Annotated in this window: 18 protein-coding genes; 8 read left to right on the top strand and 10 right to left on the bottom strand. The window is 68.5% G+C overall.

Translation table 11 applies throughout. From position 1 onward, the window contains the following. Nucleotides 1-203: 203 nt before the first annotated feature. Both ACIHFB_RS31225 and ACIHFB_RS31220 read left to right on the top strand, forming a co-directional pair. Nucleotides 204-1,394 carry a sensor histidine kinase gene (locus ACIHFB_RS31225; protein ID WP_400128707.1) on the top strand — a complete coding sequence of 397 codons (1,191 nt, stop codon included), beginning with the start codon at nucleotides 204-206 and terminating at the stop codon, nucleotides 1,392-1,394. Further along, nucleotides 1,391-2,050 carry a response regulator transcription factor gene (locus ACIHFB_RS31220; RefSeq protein WP_365286278.1) on the top strand — a complete coding sequence of 220 codons (660 nt, stop codon included), beginning with the start codon at nucleotides 1,391-1,393 and terminating at the stop codon, nucleotides 2,048-2,050. The genes ACIHFB_RS31225 and ACIHFB_RS31220 overlap by 4 nt, the downstream gene beginning before the upstream one ends. Nucleotides 2,051-2,101: 51 nt before the next feature. Here the strand turns inward: ACIHFB_RS31220 and ACIHFB_RS31215 are convergent, their stop codons facing one another. The 3 genes from ACIHFB_RS31215 to ACIHFB_RS31205 all read right to left on the bottom strand — a co-directional run bounded on the left by ACIHFB_RS31215 (nucleotide 2,102) and on the right by ACIHFB_RS31205 (nucleotide 4,916). Beyond that, nucleotides 2,102-3,001, bottom strand: a complete 900-nt coding sequence (locus ACIHFB_RS31215) for an alpha/beta fold hydrolase (RefSeq protein WP_400128706.1) — start codon at nucleotides 2,999-3,001, stop codon at nucleotides 2,102-2,104. An 87-nt stretch (nucleotides 3,002-3,088) separates the two neighbouring features. Further along, nucleotides 3,089-3,838: an SDR family NAD(P)-dependent oxidoreductase gene (locus tag ACIHFB_RS31210; RefSeq protein ID WP_400128724.1), complete on the bottom strand. Its 750-nt coding sequence runs from the start codon at nucleotides 3,836-3,838 to the stop codon at nucleotides 3,089-3,091. Between the two features lie 313 nt (nucleotides 3,839-4,151). Further along, nucleotides 4,152-4,916 (bottom strand): SDR family oxidoreductase, encoded by a 765-nt coding sequence (locus tag ACIHFB_RS31205; RefSeq protein ID WP_365286284.1) that lies wholly within the window; start codon nucleotides 4,914-4,916, stop codon nucleotides 4,152-4,154. A gap of 302 nt (nucleotides 4,917-5,218) precedes the next feature. On the opposite strand from ACIHFB_RS31205, the gene ACIHFB_RS31200 reads away from it, so the two are divergent. The 4 genes from ACIHFB_RS31200 (at nucleotide 5,219) to ACIHFB_RS31185 (ending at nucleotide 8,494) form a co-directional block, all read left to right on the top strand. After that, nucleotides 5,219-5,617, top strand: a complete 399-nt coding sequence (locus ACIHFB_RS31200) for a winged helix-turn-helix transcriptional regulator (protein ID WP_400128705.1) — start codon at nucleotides 5,219-5,221, stop codon at nucleotides 5,615-5,617. 289 nt (nucleotides 5,618-5,906) lie between these two features. Further along, a complete protein-coding gene (locus ACIHFB_RS31195) occupies nucleotides 5,907-6,854 on the top strand; it encodes an NADP-dependent oxidoreductase (protein WP_400128704.1) in 948 nt (315 codons plus the stop codon). A 32-nt stretch (nucleotides 6,855-6,886) separates the two neighbouring features. Then, complete coding sequence (locus ACIHFB_RS31190; protein ID WP_400128703.1) at nucleotides 6,887-7,996, top strand: Gfo/Idh/MocA family protein; 1,110 nt, start codon at nucleotides 6,887-6,889, stop codon at nucleotides 7,994-7,996. A 72-nt stretch (nucleotides 7,997-8,068) separates the two neighbouring features. Then, nucleotides 8,069-8,494, top strand: a complete 426-nt coding sequence (locus ACIHFB_RS31185) for a nitroreductase family deazaflavin-dependent oxidoreductase (protein WP_365286292.1) — start codon at nucleotides 8,069-8,071, stop codon at nucleotides 8,492-8,494. 75 nt (nucleotides 8,495-8,569) lie between these two features. Here the strand turns inward: ACIHFB_RS31185 and ACIHFB_RS31180 are convergent, their stop codons facing one another. The 3 genes from ACIHFB_RS31180 to ACIHFB_RS31170 all read right to left on the bottom strand — a co-directional run bounded on the left by ACIHFB_RS31180 (nucleotide 8,570) and on the right by ACIHFB_RS31170 (nucleotide 11,086). Then, nucleotides 8,570-9,442 (bottom strand): DAPG hydrolase family protein, encoded by an 873-nt coding sequence (locus tag ACIHFB_RS31180; RefSeq protein WP_400128702.1) that lies wholly within the window; start codon nucleotides 9,440-9,442, stop codon nucleotides 8,570-8,572. A 120-nt stretch (nucleotides 9,443-9,562) separates the two neighbouring features. Continuing rightward, nucleotides 9,563-10,246, bottom strand: a complete 684-nt coding sequence (locus ACIHFB_RS31175; RefSeq protein ID WP_400128701.1) for an NADPH-dependent F420 reductase — start codon at nucleotides 10,244-10,246, stop codon at nucleotides 9,563-9,565. A 363-nt stretch (nucleotides 10,247-10,609) separates the two neighbouring features. Continuing rightward, nucleotides 10,610-11,086: a nuclear transport factor 2 family protein gene (locus tag ACIHFB_RS31170; RefSeq protein ID WP_365286298.1), complete on the bottom strand. Its 477-nt coding sequence runs from the start codon at nucleotides 11,084-11,086 to the stop codon at nucleotides 10,610-10,612. A 214-nt stretch (nucleotides 11,087-11,300) separates the two neighbouring features. Here ACIHFB_RS31170 and ACIHFB_RS31165 point away from each other — a divergent pair, with 214 nt between their 5' ends. Beyond that, entirely contained in the window at nucleotides 11,301-11,780 is a 480-nt protein-coding gene (locus ACIHFB_RS31165; RefSeq protein ID WP_365286300.1) for an Rrf2 family transcriptional regulator, read from the top strand. Between the two features lie 204 nt (nucleotides 11,781-11,984). Here the strand turns inward: ACIHFB_RS31165 and ACIHFB_RS31160 are convergent, their stop codons facing one another. Together ACIHFB_RS31160 and ACIHFB_RS31155 are read right to left on the bottom strand one after the other, a co-directional pair. Then, entirely contained in the window at nucleotides 11,985-12,287 is a 303-nt protein-coding gene (locus tag ACIHFB_RS31160) for a PASTA domain-containing protein (RefSeq protein ID WP_365286302.1), read from the bottom strand. Between the two features lie 55 nt (nucleotides 12,288-12,342). Continuing rightward, entirely contained in the window at nucleotides 12,343-14,559 is a 2,217-nt protein-coding gene (locus ACIHFB_RS31155; protein WP_400128700.1) for an MMPL family transporter, read from the bottom strand. Between the two features lie 339 nt (nucleotides 14,560-14,898). Here ACIHFB_RS31155 and ACIHFB_RS31150 point away from each other — a divergent pair, with 339 nt between their 5' ends. Continuing rightward, a complete protein-coding gene (locus ACIHFB_RS31150) occupies nucleotides 14,899-16,101 on the top strand; it encodes a histidine kinase (RefSeq protein WP_365286306.1) in 1,203 nt (400 codons plus the stop codon). On the opposite strand, the gene ACIHFB_RS31145 is transcribed toward ACIHFB_RS31150, so the two are convergent. Further along, the gene (locus ACIHFB_RS31145; RefSeq protein ID WP_365286308.1) at nucleotides 16,076-16,756 is read right to left on the bottom strand and encodes a response regulator transcription factor; all 681 of its coding nucleotides are present in this window, start codon (nucleotides 16,754-16,756) and stop codon (nucleotides 16,076-16,078) included. The two genes, ACIHFB_RS31150 and ACIHFB_RS31145, sit on opposite strands and share 26 nt — an antisense overlap. Nucleotides 16,757-16,977: 221 nt before the next feature. After that, nucleotides 16,978-17,733, bottom strand: a complete 756-nt coding sequence (locus ACIHFB_RS31140) for an SDR family NAD(P)-dependent oxidoreductase (RefSeq protein ID WP_400128699.1) — start codon at nucleotides 17,731-17,733, stop codon at nucleotides 16,978-16,980. Between the last annotated feature and the right edge of the window lie 104 nt (nucleotides 17,734-17,837).

Below are 17,837 nucleotides of genomic sequence, written 5' to 3'. Positions count from 1 at the left end.
CTTTCATGGAGGGGAAGGGATGCGTTGTGACTCCCGGAACGCTAAAAGCGCTGGTCCATGGGTGGCTTCGGCTCAAAGTCGGTGTTCGCGCCGACCAAAGGCGTAGTCCGCACCGGGTGCGGCGATAGACCAAAGTCTGCGGTTCGCCGGGCGGGCCCTTCGGCCCTGGGCGCCCGTCGGCGGCCCCTCTACATTTGTCGCTTGTGAGTGGTTACCGACGTGAGAAGATCATCGACCTCGGCATTGTCGTGCTGGCCCTTGTGTTGTCGGCCGCCCTCTCTCTTGTCCAGATCAGGGGCGATCTGGCGCTGAGCCCGGAATTGGGTTCAGGCACATGGCCGTTCGCCAGGCTGATCTTCTCGTCGCCGCTGCTGCTCGGTTTCACCTGGGCGGTGAACCCGATCTCCCTGATCGCCATCGGGATGCTGTGGTGGCGCAGGCGATGGCCGACCGCTGTCGCGGTGGCAGCCATAGGGGCCGCGGCGATCACCCCGGCCGTGGTGCCCTTGGTCGTGGCGCTCTTCACGGTCGCCGTCCTCAGGCCCCCGCGCACCATCCTGACCGTCGCCTTGCTGGCGCTGCTGCCGATACCCGTCCACTTCCTGACGAGCCCCTACGTCTCCGGGGTGCCGATCGCGAACGCGGTGATCCTGACCGTCCTGATCGCCGCCGCGGTCGGCTGGGGTCTGTTCGTCCGCTCCCTGAGCGACCGCACCGAACGAGCCGAGGCGGAGGCAGTACTCCGTGCCCGGCGCGCCCAGCGTGAGGCCAGAGAGGATGTCGCCCGGGAGATGCACGATGTCCTGGCGCACCGGCTCTCCCTGCTGAGCGTCCACGCGGGAGCGCTGGAGTTCAACTCCGGGGCGTCCGCGCAGGAAACCGCCCGCGCCGCCGCCGTGATCAGGGAGAGCGCACACCAGGCCCTCGATGATCTGCAGGTGGTGCTGCGGGTGCTGCGCTCACCGGCCGAGGCCCCCGCCGTGGACGGCACCCGGCCTCCGCATGCCGGTCTTGCCGAGGTGCCCGACCTGGTCAAGGAGTCACAGGACGCCGGAATGCGGGTCGACCTCGACATGCGTGGTGTCGAGCCGGGCGGTCCGACGGGTATCGCCGGACTCACGGCCTACCGGATCGTCCAGGAGGGCCTGACGAACGCCAGAAAACACGCCCACGGTTCGCCGGTCAGGATCACCGTGGAGGGCGGTCCCGGCGACGGGCTCAGCCTGGAGATGACCAACCCGGCCGGGCGAGGTGTCCCAGGCGACGGCATTCCGGGTGCCGGCCAGGGACTGATCGGTCTTGAGGAACGCGTCACGCTGGCCGGCGGCAGGTTCAGCCACGGCATGACCGGAGCAGACCATGTGCTGCGGGCCTGGCTACCCTGGCCCGCATGATCCGTGTCCTGATCGTCGACGACGACCCGCTGGTCCGCTCGGGACTGCGCCTGATGCTCAGCGGTGCAGACGACATCGAGGTCGTCGGTGAGGCCGGGGACGGCAGCGAGGTCCCTGCCCTGGTCGACGAGCACGCCCCCGACCTGGTGCTGATGGACATCCGGATGCCCGGCGTGGACGGCCTGGAGGCAACCCGGATGCTCCGGGCCCGCCCCGATCCGCCGGCCGTCGTGATGCTGACGACCTTCAAGGCCGACGAGCAGGTCCTCAGTGCGCTGTCCGCCGGCGCGGCCGGTTTCCTGCTCAAGCACACCTCGCCCGCCGAGATCGTCGCAGCGGTGCGCAGGGTGAAGGCCGGTGAGCCGGTGCTGTCACCCGCGGTGACCGAGCAGCTCATCGCCCGTGTCACCCAGGGCCATGGGACGGACCGGCGGCCGGAGACCGCCGAGGCACGCATCAGACTCGACCGGCTGGGCGAGCGGGAACGGGAGGTCGCGGTGGCCGTGGGACAGGGCAAGACCAACGCGGAGATCGCGGCCGAGCTGTACATGAGTGTGGCCACGGTCAAGGCTCATGTCTCGCACATCCTCACCAAGCTGGAACTCACCAACCGGGTGCAGATCGCCCTGACCGTTCACCACGCCGGTCTGGCCTGACGCCCGACCGGACGTCCAGCGGTACGTCTGGCCTGACGTCCGGCCTTACGTCTACGCGGCCCCGGCGGTCACGAAGTCCAGCACTTCACGGGAGAAACCCTCGGGCTCCTCGACGTGGCCGAAGTGTCCGCTGTTCTCCAGTACCAGGAGCCGCGACTCGGGGATCAGCTTGTCCAGTTCCTCGGCCCAGCGCACCCCGCAGATGACGTCGTGACGGCCGACGACGACCAGGGCCGGGACTGCGAGCGTGTCCAGCTCCTGACGGTCGTCGATGACATCCGGGACAAGGTCCTCGTCGAGTCCCGAGATGTGCGTGCAGCTCACGGAGGCGCGAAAAGCCGCCCACTTCTCCTCCCCGCTCCCCCAGTAGTCGGCGAAGTACGCCGGGAGCAGCCCCCGGACCACCGTTGCCATCTCCTCGTCGCTCGAAATGGTGGAGATCGCCTGGAACGCTCCGAGAACGCCCGGCAGTTCCGGGTGGCCGGCGTGCCGGGCGGCGAACTCCTGGACCAGGCGCATCGCTTCGGCGCCGTGCTCGGGACCGGTGACCGGAGCGCTCTCGTACAGCACGATTCCGGCGACTCGGTCGGGGTGACGCAGGGCGAAGTGCTGGACGACGAAGCCGCCGTGCGAGTGGCCCAGCAGATGGACCTCGGGAACCCCGAGGTGATCGACGAGCGCGTGGAGGAAGCGGCTGTAGCGATCGCGCGTGTAGCCGTGCGGGTGGGAGTGGAGGCGGCCGGAGCCGCCGGTGCCGACGGGTTCCAGGTACACGACGGTCAGGTGCTGCTCAAGTTCGGGCATCCGCAGGTACTCCCAGAAGATGCCCGGACCGCCGGAGTGCGCGATGCACAGCGGTCCCGCGCCGTGGACGTGATAGCGCTGGGCAACGCCGTCCACCTCGATGGTGTGGGTGCCCTGGGCGAGCGGGTCGCTGACGGGGGTGCTCATGGTGACTCCGAATCCTGAACGGTTCTTCAACTGGCTTCTTCCGGGACAGCGCGACGACGGCACTGCTCACGGCGTTCCGTCGCACTCTCAGGCAAGCGAGGGGGAGCTGGTGATCCATCCGCCGTCGACCGGGATCACCTGACCGGTTATGCAGGCGCTCTGCGGAGAGCTGAGGAACAGGACGGCGGCCGCGACGTCCTCCGGTTCGCCGATCCGGTTCAGCGGCACTTTTTCCAGGTACTTGTGCAGCGCCGCATCGTTCGAAGAGATCCATGAACCGAGGCGGGTGCGGGTCACTCCCGGGCTCACCACGTTGAATCGCACTGCTGCGGCACCCCACTCGGTCGCCAGTGACCGGGTAGCAGCCTCCAACCCACCCTTGGCGGCGCTGTAGAGGCTGACGCCGGGCATGCCCTGCTGGCTCAGTCCCGATGAGATGCTGACGATGCTGCCGCCGCCGCTCGCAGCCATGTCCGCTGCGACCAGTCCGCCCAGCAGGATGGGTGCCCGCAGGTTGAGCGCCCAAAGGACGTCGGCGTCTTCTGGTTTGAGGGTATTGGCCGGTCCGGCTGCTTCGCCGCCGCCGGCGTTGTTCACCAGGACGTCGATGTGGCCCACCGCAGCCTTGGCCCGATCAAGGATCGCCTGGGGTGCCGTCGGATCCCCGATGTCGGAAACCACGACCACGGAGTCGTTCTCCAGCTCGGATGCGACCTCCTCCAGCGTCTCTTTTGAACGCCCGACGAGCACCACCCTCGCACCGCATCGGAAAAGGCGCGCGCGACTGCTTGGTGAATGACATGATGTCTGTTCTCCTAACGTTGCAGAACTCTCCACGCGCGACACGAACCGAACGCGATCACCGGGGTTCCGACCTTCAGGAGGACGCCTCGGGCCAACCGGCCTTCCGCACGACTACTGCGCGCATCATTCCGGTTCATCCCCGTGAATATTCGAACGCTTCAGCGCTGGCAACGCTAGGCGAGTTGCGATCACTTCGTAAGAAGGCACTTTCAAGTGCGTTACCTTCCGGACGAGTAGATCGCTGCGCGCGATTCTTCGAGAGGATCCAGCGCAAGGCTTCGCCCACGCAATGCCCCAGGGGTGAAATCCGCGCCCGGAAAATCCGTCGTCGAGTGCCGGCACTTCGTCAGGCTGCGGTCATGCCGCCGTCGATGGCGAGCGCGGCTCCGGTGATGAAACTCGCTTCGTCGCTGAGGAGGAAGGCCACGAACGCCGCGATCTCCTCGGGCTGGGCGATCCGCCCGATCGGATGCAGCGCTCCGGCCGCACGGACGGCCTCCTCCGGCGGCATGCCCATGTTGCCGCGGAGCAGGGGGGTGTCCACGCCCCCGGTGACGAGGGCGTTGATCCGGATGCCGGCGGCTGCCGTGTCGAGGGCGGCCGACCGGGTGAGCCCGACCACGCCGTGCTTGGCGGCGCTGTAGGAGGCCATGGCGGCGGCACCGGTGACGGCGAGGTTGGAGGTGTTGTTCACGATCGCGCCGCCACCGGACGCCTGCAGCAAGGGAATCTGGTACTTCAGGCTGTAGAAGACGCTGGTGAGGTTGAGCGCCAGATCGGCGTCCCACGCCTTGGCGTCGACACCGACGATCGGGCCCACCGCGGTGGCCGCGCCAACGTTGTTGAAGGCCGCGTCGAGGCGTCCGTGCCGGTCGATCACCTGCTGGACCAGGTCCGCGACTTGGGCCTCCACGGTCACGTCCGTGGCCACGAAGACGGCGTCCGCTCCGCCGGCGCGAAGTTCGGCAGCCAGCGCGTCGCCGGCTTCCTTGCCGCGGGCCGCCAGGACGACCTGCGCACCTTCGGCGGCGATCCGCTCGGCGGCGGCACGGCCCATGCCGGAGGTGGCGCCGGTGACCAGGACGACTTTGTCGGTGAAACGTGCTGACATTGCTGCGTACTCCCACGTGTGCTCGATAGGGCCAATGGGGTCTGGGACCCGGCGATGAGGACGTCCGCCTCGGGGCCCCGTGAACGGCTCGTCCGCCGCCGTTCCCCCAGGGGTAACCGATAGGTACCTGGTACGTTTCCCGTACCTGGATCGAGTCTCCGGAACAGGTATCAACGCGACAAGAGGGCACTTTGAAGTGCTCAGGTATCACCGTGGGAACCGACCCCTGGGACGGGTGCTGCTCCTGTGATCTGCAGCATGGTTCCGGCATTGCACCTGGTTACGCTTGTATACTTCCTCGTATGGCGCAGGTGATCACGGACCCACAAGAGACAGACACCGAAATGTGCGAACAAGGCCATGACCTGATCCGCAGCGTGCTGGAACGCATCGGCGACAAGTGGTCGGTCGTGGTGATCTGCAAGCTCGCCGACACCACCCGCGGGTTCAACGAACTGCGCCGCCTCAGCGGCCCGAGCCCCATCACCCAGCGGATGCTCAGCACCACCCTGCGAAGGCTTGAGCGTGACGGTCTCGTCACGCGGACCGTCCACAACACCAAGCCCCCGCGCGTCGACTACGCCCTCACCGCGCGCGGGCTCAGCTTGCTCGGCATAGTCCAGTCACTGGCGCGTTGGGCAGAGGACAACTCCGGCGGCATCCTGGACTCGAGAACGACTTTCGACGCCGAACACGCCTGACAGACCGCTGGAGCCGACCCGCCGGTGAGAAGCGCCATTCGGGTCGGCACCAGCGAGTCGATCAGCCGGCGCCCGGTCCGCAGATCACGATGACCGACCACTCGTCGCCCATGCTCGCCTCGTGGTTGCCCACAGACACCTCCCGGAGCGGTTCCCTCGGTGATACCAGGGCACTTCAAACTGCCCTCTTGTCGACCCATCGGATCGGTCCGACGATCGTCGAGTCAGTAGTCAACCGACGCTGACCTGCGCATTGGGTACTGGAGGGTGATCCGTGAAAGCGGTAGCAGTGACCGAGTACGGCGGGCCGGAGGTGCTGCGCCTGGTCGACCTGCCCGAGCCGCATGCAGGACCGGGACAGGTCCGGATCCGAGTGCACGCGGCCGCGGTGAACCCTGCCGACACCCTCCTGCGGATCGGCGACACAGACGGGGCAATGTCCGAGGTGGTGCCTCAGCCCTACAGGCCCGGCATGGATCTGGCCGGAGTCATCGACGAGATCGGCGAGGAGACCGATACCGACCTCGAGCTCGGTGACCGAGTGATGGCCATGGTCGTCCCCATCGACGCCTCGGGCGGCGCCTACGCCGAGCTCGTGGTGCTCGACGCACGGCAGGTGAGCCGCTCCCCCGAGGGAGCGCGGCATGCCGAGGCCGCGACGGTGCCGATGAACGGGCTCACCGCGCGTCTTGCGATCGACGTGCTGTCACTCCCGCCTGGGGCTTGGATCGCGATCACCGGCGCGGCCGGCGCCGTGGGGGGCTACGCGGTGGAACTTGCGAAGGCCGACGGCCTTCGGGTGATCGCCGACGCTGCCGCAGCCGACGTCGATCTGGTGCGCGGTCTGGGTGCCGATGAGGTCGTCGCTCGAGGCGACGGCATCGCAGACCGGATCCTGGAGGTGCGACCAGAGGGTGTCGACGCGGTGATCGACGCCGCCCTCCTGGGCGCCCAGGTAGAGCCGGCGATCCGGCCGGGCGGTCAACTCGCGATTCTGCGGGGGCCGACGGAGCGGGGGGCGAGCCCGCTGTCGGGCCGAGCCGGAGTGCACGTCCGCGACGTCTGGGTGCCCGAATACCGGTTCGCCACCGACAAGCTCGAGCAACTCCGCCTTCTGGTGGAAGACGGCAAGCTCTCGATGCGGGTGGCTGCGGTCTATCCCGCGAGCGAGGCCGCTGAAACGCATCGTCGGCTCGAGGCAGGCGGAGTTCGGGGACGCCTCGTCCTCGAATTCTGAGCGCACCCGGTACTTCCCGAGAAGAGAGAGATATGACAAAGCCCATAGGTGTCGGCGTAATCGGCGCCAGTCCGGGGCCAAACAGTTGGGCGGCGAACTCGCACATCCCCGCCCTGCGCGCATTGCGCGGCTTCGAGTTGCGCGCGGTCGCGACGAGCCGACGGGCGTCCGCCGATGCCGCCGCACAGGCCTACGGCGTCGAGGGCTTCGACGATGCACGCAAGTTGATCGACCATCCTGGCGTCGATCTTGTGGTTGTCGCCGTCAAGGTCACGCACCACTACGACCTCGTCAAGCAGGCGCTCGCGGCGGGCAAAATGGTCTACAGCGAATGGCCACTGGGTGCGACGCCGGCGGAAGCCAGCACACTGGCCGAGCTCGCCGAGGCCAATGGTGTGCGCACAGTCATCGGACTCCAATCGAGGTTTGCGCCCGCAGTGCGCCGCATGCATGACCTTGTCAGCGAGGGCTATCTCGGCCGGACACTGGCAACCACGCTGATCGGGTCCGGCGTGGCCTGGGGAGCGACGACGGACCGAGCTCACGCCTACATGTTCGACGCCGCCAACGGCGCGACCACTCTCACTGTGCCGACGGGCCACGCCCTCGACGCGCTCACCTACGTACTCGGCGACATCACCAGCGTCACCGCAACCCTCGGAATCGGCCGCGGAGTGGTCCAGATCGCAGACGAGGGCGCGGATGTGCCAGTGACAGCACCGGATCAAATCGCCGTGACCGCAGGTCTACGGTCGGGAGCCACCGCGTCGATCTTCTACCGCGGAGGCTTGTCTCGCGCCGGTGATCTGCGGTGGGAGATCAACGGCACATCGGGCGACCTGTTGTTGACCAGCCCGGTGGCGAACGGGAACATCCAGGCCACCGAACTGACCTTGGCAGGCGGGAGCACCCCGGAAACAACGCTGAGCCGCCTGGAGTTGCCGAAGCCCGCCAGCCCGGACCTCGCCGCCATCCCGGTCGGACCTGCCCGTAACGTCGCCGCGCTCTACGCGGCGTTCGCCGAGGATCTGGCCAAGGACACCTGCAAAGTACCGGACTTCGCGCACGCTCTCACGATCCAGACATTGATCGCATACATCCAGGCCGCAGGCGCCCAGTCGGCCTTGACCCGTATCGGGTAGCACTCGCCCACGCAGCACCGCGTCGAGGTTGTCGGTCGACCAGTTGGACAAATGCAGCGGAGGAGGCTTCGGATGGCCGAGCCAATGGACTTCAACGAGATGAACAAGAAAGTTGTCGCCGAGTTCCGCGACAATGGCGGCAAAGTTGGTGGGGCATTCGCGGGCACGCCGTTGGTCCTGGTGCACCACGTCGGCGCCAGGTCCGGTGTCAAGCGAATCACGCCGCTGGCCTACTTCGCCGAGGACGGCCGGATCTTCGTGTTCGCCACCAAGGGCGGCGCCGACGACAACCCTGCCTGGTACCACAACCTTCTCGCCAACCCGAGAGTCACGGTTGAGCTTGGCACCGAGACGTTCGAGGGGGTCGCTCTACCGCTTTCGGGCCCTGAGCGCGACGAGTATTTCGCCAAGCAGGTCGCCGTGGCGCCGCACTTTGCCGAGTACCAACGCATGGCTGCCAGGGTCATCCCGGTCGTTGAGCTTCGACGGGTTGTCTGAGCTTGCCTCCGGCAGGAGTCCTGCGGTTTCCCAATGCGGGCGCATGCTCAATAGGCAGGTTCACAGCCGTTCCGTTCACGGCGTTCCGTCGAATGTGTCGCGGAGTTCGGGCAGGAACGAGGCGAGGTGGTTCATCTCCGCCGCGCAGTGGTGCAGCAGGGCGACTCCGAGCGCTTCGAGATCGGGCGCGCCGGTAGGTGCGCGTCCGGCCGGCGGCTGGGCCAGCGACGCGGGCGGCAGATCGAGGTGCTGCGGGTAGTTCAGGAAGAACCGGCTGCGCATCTCCGAGCCGGCTGCGGTGGCGCGTACCTGGTGGACGATCCATCCGAAGGCGGCAGGCGCGGTGCTGGGCCCGACCCTGGCGACGATGACCGTGTCGCCGGACGGGATGTCGTCGAAGCCCATCCGTGCGGGGTCGACGAAGCGGATGGCGAGCGGCACCAGGTGGCCGCCGACGTACTCGTCGACGTAGGAGACGTTGCCGATGTAGCGCTGCCGGTCGGAGAGGTCGCGGATGCCGCTGCGCGGCTGGCCGACCGCGCTGAACTGGTGGGCCTGCGGATGCCAGAGCTTGTACCGGGCCGACTCGCAGCTGTGCCAGCCGAACCACCAGTCCCACATCTCACCGGTCACGTTGGGCATGTCGGTCAGGACGGAGACCATGACCGTGCCGTCGTCCAGGACCGTCCAGCCGGTCTCCATCGGGTGGTGGCCGGGCCGGGTGAGCATGCGGACCGCGTCGGAGGGGCGGTAGCCGTATTCGGTGGGAGCCATGCCGGCGAGGAGCGCCTCTCCCACGTGGCCCTGCACCGGCAGGACGTCCTCGCGGAAGAACTCGGCGTACGGCTGGGCCCGGTCCGCCTCCCGGTAGCCCAGATACCGCGACTCGGTCCGATAGGACACGGGGACCGACGACAGGTCGGCCTCGCTGATCTCGTAGGTAACCATCCTCAGACTGTACCGAATAGTACAGTCATTGGCGCGGGCGGGTTGTGTGGCCCTGGTCATCCCAGGAGGAAGGAACACCAACTCACGGACCGTCCTCTGACGGCTCCTGCGGCGCCTGGCTCAGCGCCGTGCTGAGGCCAGCGCCGCGACGATCTCGGCGGTAGAGGCGGGAGCGGCCGGCTGGTTCAGGTACTGGTCGTTCTTGGTCACCGCGTAGGGCGCGCAGAAGACCGGGGTGCCCACATGTGAGCGCCAGCTTTCGGTGAGCGGTCCCATGTCGACGGAGTCGTACCCGAGCAGCGAGAGCAACTCGGCGGCGTGCTTCTTTGTGTCCGGGTCGTCGCCGGCGATCGGCAGGGTGGTGCGGTCGGCCGCGTCCACGGGGCGCGACAGCGCCGCCAGGTGTTTGTAGTTGATGTTGTTGAACGCCTTCACGACGTGGGCCTCGGCCAGGTGTCGCTGGAGCAGTTCGCTGTCGGTGAGTTCATGCGTTTCGAGTTCCGGGATGATGCCGTCACGCGGGGCCCAGTAGTTGCCGGTGTCGATGACCGTCTTGCCGACGAGGGGCTCCCGGGGAACCGTCGCGACAGCGCCGAGCGGGATCGTCACGACGACCCAGTCCCCGGCGGTTGCCGCTTGCGCGGGAGTGGCCGCACGGGCCCGCGGCCCCAGTTCGTCCACGAGGCCGGAAAGCGTCTGCGGCCCCCTCGAGTTGCTGAGCGCGACGTCCATGCCGGCGTCGACCGCCAGACGGGCGAGCGTGCTACCGATGTTTCCACTGCCGATGAGTCCAAGTGTTGCCATCCCTGGGAAACCTCCCGGTCGAGTGCCGATGCGCGCGAATGCCTCTCGTTGGCCCCCGAAGCGTGGCCCCCGAAGCGGGAGTCGTGCGATCAACAGTGACTGTTGAATTGCATCAAGAGCCCCGGCCCAGCTCCGCCCCGGCGAGCGGGGTCTTCGCCTGCCCGGGGCCGCAAGAGGTCGGAACGTGCCGTGCATGGCTGCGGAAGAGGCCGCCAAGGGCCCGTACCGCCGCCGGCTGTCTTCTCCTGGGGCGACAGCCGGCGGCGCATGACGGAGTTGTCCCGGCCGCGGAGCGGCTCAGGTCCGGTCGGCAGCCCCCTCCGCAGCCCGCTGTGGGGGCTTGGGGAACGGGCCGCAGCGTGATCAGTAGACGTAGGGGATGTCGTGAATGACGCCCAGGTGACGGATGCGCCAGACGCCCTCGGTCCGGCGGAAGCTGAAGCGGTAGTACCCGGACTCGATGGGCTTGATGGTGCCCTGGGCGCCGAAGGTGCCCTCGGGCCACCCGCCCTCGGGCTTCCTGATTCCGACGACGTCGAAGGTGATGAACTGGGTTTCGATGCCGGCCTCGTCGCCGTCGACGGAGACCAGGTGGTCGTAGGTGGTGTGGTGGCTCCAGCCCAGGGGCGGGTGCGGCGCCATGGACGTGGACATGGCCTCCGCGATCTGCGCTCCGCCGGAGAGGGTTCCCAGCAACTCATCCCCATCCGGGCCGCGGTGGTAGTGGACGGAAACGTCTGCGTCGGCCTCGAAGAGCTCTGCCAGCGCCTTGCCGTCGCGCTGGTCCGCGGCCCGGGTGTATCGGGAAACGATCTCCCTGATCTCGTTCTCGGTGCTCATGACGTTCTCCAGTTCTCTCTGTGATGCCCGTCGATGTCCGGGCTCGTGGGGCAGAGGGGCGACCGGTCGCTCGTGCGCCGCAGGCGGGTACCCGGGACGCAATATGCATGTTTGAAAAGTACATATCCCTGGACGGAAGCGCAACTGTAAGAGTTGCTAATATGGGGGCGTCAGGAGCCACCCGGACCGAGCGGCGGAAGAGAGGGGTACGAGCATGCTGGACGTGAGGTTCTCCAGCGCGCTGAAGGCCATGCTCCTGCTGGGCCAAGCCGAGGAAGCGGGCAGTCCCGTACTCAGCTCCACCCAGCTCGCCAGGAGTCTGGACACGAACCCGAGCCTTGTGCGCAAGCTCATGGTCCCGCTGGTACAGGACGGCCTCGTCGCGTCCATCAAGGGCCGCAGCGGGGGCGTCCGCCTCGGCAGGTCCGCGGACCGGATCACGCTGGGAGAGATCTACCGCTCATCCGTCGGCGACAAGCCGCTGTTCGCCCCCCGCCGGGAGGGGCCCCGGGAGTGCCTGGTCACCAACCACTCCGCCGAGTACTTCGCCAGGCTCACCGACGAGACCGAGGCAGCCGTCCTCGGCGCATTGGCAGGCCGCACCCTCGCCGACAGCCTCGACGAGCTGCGCGCCATCGACCGGGCCGGCGACGCTCCCGCTTCGGAACGGCCGCTCGCCGCGCCCCGTCATTAGCCGGGCTGGTTACCGTTGGGGCTTTCGCGCAGGATGGCCCGCTGACCGTCGACGTCCTGCATGAAGATGCCCTGGACGAACTGCAGCGCAGCCGTTGTCCGAATCAAGTGGCCGACAAGATCACGCAGGCGATGCGCCTACTGTCAGCGCTTCTTCGTGTCAACTCGATGCAGCCGAAGCGACAGCCGACCAGGAAACGCCCTTTCAGCAGGTCTCGCCCTTCTTCACGACGTACAGGGTGACGGATGTGGTGAGGGACAAGCGCGCAGGCGGCGGCTGCTGCGAGCAGACTTTCCAGTTGCTTCCGAGCAGCGGAATGCGATTGCTGTAGTGGGCGTCTTCGCCGGCGAGCCGGTTGAATCCTGCCTTCCGGGCGGCCGTCTGAGCCTCGCGGAGGGTCATTCCGCGCAGGTCCGGAAGCTCGGCCGTGCGCTTTTGGGCCTGTTGGGACAGGGCCACCAGAGTGACGACGATCGCGACGGTGAGGACCGCGGTGCCTTTGCGCATGACTCACTCCTGGGGTCATGCGCCCGCACACGGGATGTGCGGGCGCATCGGGGGCTCAGCGGGTCGGGGTGAAGTCGGCGTCACTGGGGGCAGGTTCGTGGGGCGCGGGGACGGCGCTGCCGAGCTTCTCGCCTTCGATGTCGACGTGCGGCAGGCGTCGGTCGAGCCAGCCGGGCAGCGACCAGGCCCGTTGGCCGAGCAGTGCCAGGACGGCGGGCACGATGGTCATGCGGACCACGAACGCGTCGAAGACCACCGCGACGGCCAGACCGAAGCCGAGTGATTTGATCATGGCGTCGGCGCCGCCGACGAAGCCGCCGAAGACACCCGTCATGATGAGGGCGGCGGCGATGACGACCTTCCCACTGTGCCGGAAGCCCTCGGTGATCGCGGCTCGCGGCTCGGCGCCGTGGACGTACGCCTCACGGATCCGGGTGACCAGGAAGACCTGGTAGTCCATGGCGAGGCCGAAGACGATGCCGACCAGGAGGATCGGCATGAGGCTCATGACCGGGCCGGTGGCCTGCAGGCCGAACAGGTCCTTGAACCAGCCCCACTGGAAGACCGCGACCACCGCACCGAGAGAGGCCAGGACGGACAGCAGGAAGCCGAGCGCCGCCTTGAGCGGCACCAGAATCGAGCGGAAGACGAGGATCAGGACCAAGAAGGCCAGGCCGACGATGAGCGCCAGGTAGGGGACCATCGCGGCTGAGAACTTCGCGGCGACGTCGATGTTCATCGCGGTGGTACCGCTGACCAGGGCCTGCGCGCCGGTCGCGGTCCGGACGCCCTGGGCCTGGTCTCGGATGGTGTGGACGAGGTCGTTGGTCTGTTCGCTCGCGGGCGAGCTCTTGGGGACGACGGTCACCAACGCGGTGTCACCGGCCGGGTTGTACATGGCCGGGGTGACGGCGGCGACGTCCTTCAAGTCCGCGACCCGGTCGGTGAGTTGACCGACCGCGGTCTTCGTGACCGCGGGATCGCTGTCGCTGACGACGAGGGTCAGCGGGCCGTTGAAGCCGGGGCCGAACGACTCGGTCAGCATGTCGTAGGCCCTGCGCTCGGTGGTGGCCGTGGGCTTGGAACTGTCGTCGGGCAGGCCCAGTTCGAGCTTGGTCGCGGGCAGTGCGATCACACCGAGACCAAGAACCGAGAAGAGCAGGACCTTCCACGGGCGGCGTAGGACGAAGGCCGCCCAGCGTTCCGCCGCCGGCGGCTTCACGGCAGTGTTCTTCGTACGGGCGGGCCTCCGGCTCGAACTACGCCCCAGGGCCCGGTCGGGGGCAAAGGCCAGCAGGGCCGGGACCAGGGTGATGGCGACCAGGACGGCGACGATGACAGCGCCGGCGCCTGCCATTCCCATGGCCGTGAGGACGGGCAGGTTCACCACGGCCAGGCCGACCAGGGCGATGACGACGGTCAGACCGGCGAAGACCACCGCGGAACCAGCGGTCCCGTTCGCCCGGGCGGCCGCCTCGCGGGCGTCATGCCCTGCGGCGCGTTCGGAGCGGTAGCGGGAGACGATGAACAGGGCGTAGTCGATGCCCACCGCGATGCCCAGCATGGCCGCGAGCGCCGAGGTACTGCTGCTGAGGTCCAGGGCGGCGGTGAGCGCGGTGATGGCACCCATGGTGATGCCGACACCGGCCACGGCGGTCAGCAGCGGCATGCCGGCCGCGATGAACGAGCCGAAGGTGATGACCAGGATCAGCGCGGCGAGCACGAACCCGAGCGCCTCGGAGGAACTGCCCGACTCGGCGGGTGCCAGTGCGCTGCCGGACGCCTCGACGGTCAGGCCCTGGTCGCGTGCGGCGTCGAGCGCGTCGTCGACGCGATGGTGGTCCGCGTCGGTCAGGTCGGCGGCCTTGGCCTTGTACGTGACCTGGGCATAGCCGGTGGTGCCGTCGGCGCTGATGGTCTTGGCCGCGAACGGGTCGGAAACCGAGGCCACCCGCGGCGATGAGGCCTTGAGTTCCTTGAGCAGTGAGGAGACTTCGGCCCGCGGACCGCTGCCGGCCAGCTTCTCCCCGTCGGGCGCCCGGACGACGACACGGGCGCTCGCCCCGTCGGCGTTGGCCGCGGGGAACTTCTCGCCGAGCACGTCGTACGCCTTCTGCGCCTCGATGCCGGGCAGGGTGATGTTCGAGTCGCTGCTGCCGCTGCTGCCCGCCGCCGCGGCGCCCGCGACGCCGAGTACGACCGCCCAGAGCAGCAGGGTCAGCCAGCGGCGCTTGAATGCGCCGCGCCCGATCCGGTGCAGAAATGTAGCCATGAGAAACACAGACTCCGTACGTCAAGAGCAAGACGAGGAAGGAGGGAGGGCGGTACCAGGGCAGCTCACCCGGTACCCCGCAGGGTGCGCCGGGGCCTCCTGGTCCGCGGCACACACTCCAGGACCACCCCGTACGCCCGGGACGCCGAAGGGTCCGGGCGCGGCCCGTCGTCGACGGGTCGGGGGTGGGGCACCGGCGCCGGGGGAACGCCCGTGCCCTTGAACCATGCTGCGGCAGCCCGCGGCGGCGCAGCGTCAGCCCTGGGTACGGACTACGCAGCGCCGTGTCGGTCATCCGGCCGACACCACGCGAGCGGTTCAGCTTCCTAGGCTGGTGACGTGGACTGGAAGCTTCCGTTTTCTCCCGGTATCCGACGCGTCATCTCCACCACCGCGATGGTGTCCCTGGCCCTGCTGTGGGCGGGCGACATCCTGGTGCTGCTGCTCGTGACCGAGCCGCCGATCTCCCCCACCACCTGGATGCCGGTGTTCGTCACCGGCCCCGCGGCCGCGCTCGCGCTGCCCGGTACCCGCTACTCGCCGGCGTTCCCGGTCCGGGCAGCGGGGGCAGCCGCCCTGTCCCTCACGCTCAGCTGCGTGTGCCTGTTCACGCCGGTGACCGGAACGGACATCGGCTACCTGGAGGCCTTCGCGCTGCTGTGCCTGATCGTCCGGACACTCGCCCTGGTCCAGCCCACCCGCACCATGGCGTGGACCGTCGCCGCACTGGCCGTCAGCATGGTGATGCAGACACTGCGTACCCGGACGCTGGACGGCTTCTTCGCGGGCAGTTACGCGGTGACGATCATGCTCTCGCTCGGCATCGCCATGGGGTGCGTCCTCCGCGCGACCGAGGCCCGTCGGCAGCGCGCCGAACGGGACGTACGGCAGGCTGAACGGCTGGCTCTGGCCCGGGATCTGCACGACCTGATCGCCCACCACATGACGGGCATCATCGTGCAGGCCAACGCGGCCAGGACCGTCCACGCGACCGCACCCGAGAAGGTCGAGCCGGCCCTGGAGGCGATCGCCAGATCCGGTACGGAGACCTTGGAGTCGATGCGCCGACTGGTGCGAGTGCTGCGCGAGGACGACCATCAGCCCCTGCGGCCGGGCGATCTGCTCGCCGAACTCGGGGATCTCGTCGGTGAGTTCTCCCGACACCGCCCGGGCGCCCCGGCCGCCCGGCTCGAGGCGAGCGCCGCGGTCCGCACGAGCCGGTTCAGCCCGGAGGTCGAGGCGACCGTGCTGCGAGTGGTTCGGGAAGCCCTCACCAATGTCCTGCGCCATGCGCCGGGCGAGCAGGTGACCGTGCGACTGGACGCCGCCCCGGAGTGGCTGCAGGTGACGGTGACCAACAGCGCGAGGCCGCGCCCGGCGGACCGTCCGGCGGGCGGCCGCGGCGGCTTCGGCCTGATCGGTCTGCGCGAACGCGTCGAGGCACTCGACGGCACGTTCCGGGCCGGTGCCACGGACTCCGGTCAGTGGGAGGTACGGGCCATCGTGCCTCCCGCCGTCACAGACGCTGGTCGCGCGAGGTGACCACGCTGTTCTCCCACGCCCAGGCCGCGATCTCGACGCGGTTGCGGGCCTCGACCTTGGCCTGGATCCGGGCCAGATACGTCTTCACCGACGACAGCGACAAGAACAGCTCCTCCGCGATCTCCTGGTTGGTGCGGCCCACCGCCACCAGACGGGCGATCTCCGTCTCCCGGCCGCTCAGCCCGGCAGCCTCCCGGTGCTCCTCGCCGCCGAGTCCGTGCGTCAGTCCGCGCAGCAGCCGCACGGTGACCGCCGGCGAGACCAGCGCGTCGCCGCGCGAAGCCGCCCGTACCGCCTCCACCAGCAGCGCGGGCGGAGCGTCTTTGAGCAGGAAGCCACAGGCCCCGTTGCGCAGTGCGTCGCGCACGTAGTCGTCCTGGTCGAACGTAGTGATCACGACGACGTTCGTCGTGGGTTCGCCCGACCGCTCGCCCGCCAGGAGGCGGGTGACCTCCAAACCGTCCATCCGCGGCATACGAATGTCGACCAGCGCCACCGCGGGGCGCAGCCGGCGGGCCAACTCGACGCACTCGACACCGTCGCGGGCGACACCCACGACCCGGATGCCCGGCTGGGCATCGAGGATCATCTCGAAGCCGGCCCGGACCAGCTCCTGATCGTCGGCGATCACCACATCGATCAGCTCATCGGCCACAGGTGTCCTTCTGTCTCTCAGATGAGGCGTCCCGCAGAGGAACCCACTGACGTGTGACCGAACAGGTGGTACCCCGTGCCAGCGAAGGCGGCAACCTCAACAGGCTAGTACTCCAGCAGGATGTTCAGGGTTGACCTGGGGAAACGCTGGGCGGTGGGAGTGTTGCGTGAAGCTCGCCGACCACCGTCGGCGCCGCCGTCGCGACCCACCCCGCCGCGCCACTACACCGCGGTGAATCCGCCGTCGACGGTGATGGTGGCGCCATGAACCTGGGACGCCTCGTCGCTGGCGAGGAACACGACGGCGGAGGCCACCTCTGCCGGGGTACCAGCCCGGCGGGAGGGCATGCCCGCGATGATCGGGGCCAGGTGCTCCTCCATCGCCGCCACCTTCTCCGTCAGCGTGGGGCCGGGAGCGACGGTGTTGACCCGGACGCCGTGCGGCCCGTACTCCGCGGCCCACGACGCAGTGAGCGAATGCACGGCCGCCTTGGTCATGCCGTAGAGCGCCGAATTCGCCATGCCCCGCATGCCGTTGATGGACCCCAGGTTGACCACGGCGCCGTGGCCGCGCTCAGCCATGGGCGGAACCAGCAGGCCGGTGAGCAGGAACATCGACCGCACGCTCACGGCCAGCGCCTCGTCGATGGTCTCCTGCGTGACCTCCGCGGTAGGGGTCGGCGCGAGCAGGAGCGCCGCGTTGTTGACGAGCACGTCGATCCGCCCGCCGGCCGCGGCGACCGCGTCCGTGGCGAAGCGGCCGATCACATCGGCGCCCGCGGACAGATCCGCCTTGACGAAGGCGGCCGCACCACCGTCCTTCTCGATGCGCTCCACCACCTCCGCGCCGCGACGCTCGTCACGTCCGCTGACGACGACGAACGCGCCTTCGGCGGCCAGGGCTACCGCGATGGCGGCGCCGATGCCCGTGGTGGAGCCGGTGACCAGGGCCGTCCGCCCGGTGAGTCGCTGGGTCATGATGCCGTGCCTTTCTGTACTGAACCGGTCTGCACTGAACCGGACTGAACCGGACTGCACTGAACCGGACTGAACCGGTCCGTACTGAACCGGCCGGGAACGGC

The sequence above is a fragment of the Streptomyces sp. NPDC051963 genome (genome assembly GCF_044593495.1).
Lineage (GTDB): Bacteria > Actinomycetota > Actinomycetes > Streptomycetales > Streptomycetaceae > Streptomyces.
This window is presented reverse-complemented; position numbering and strand designations above follow the sequence as displayed.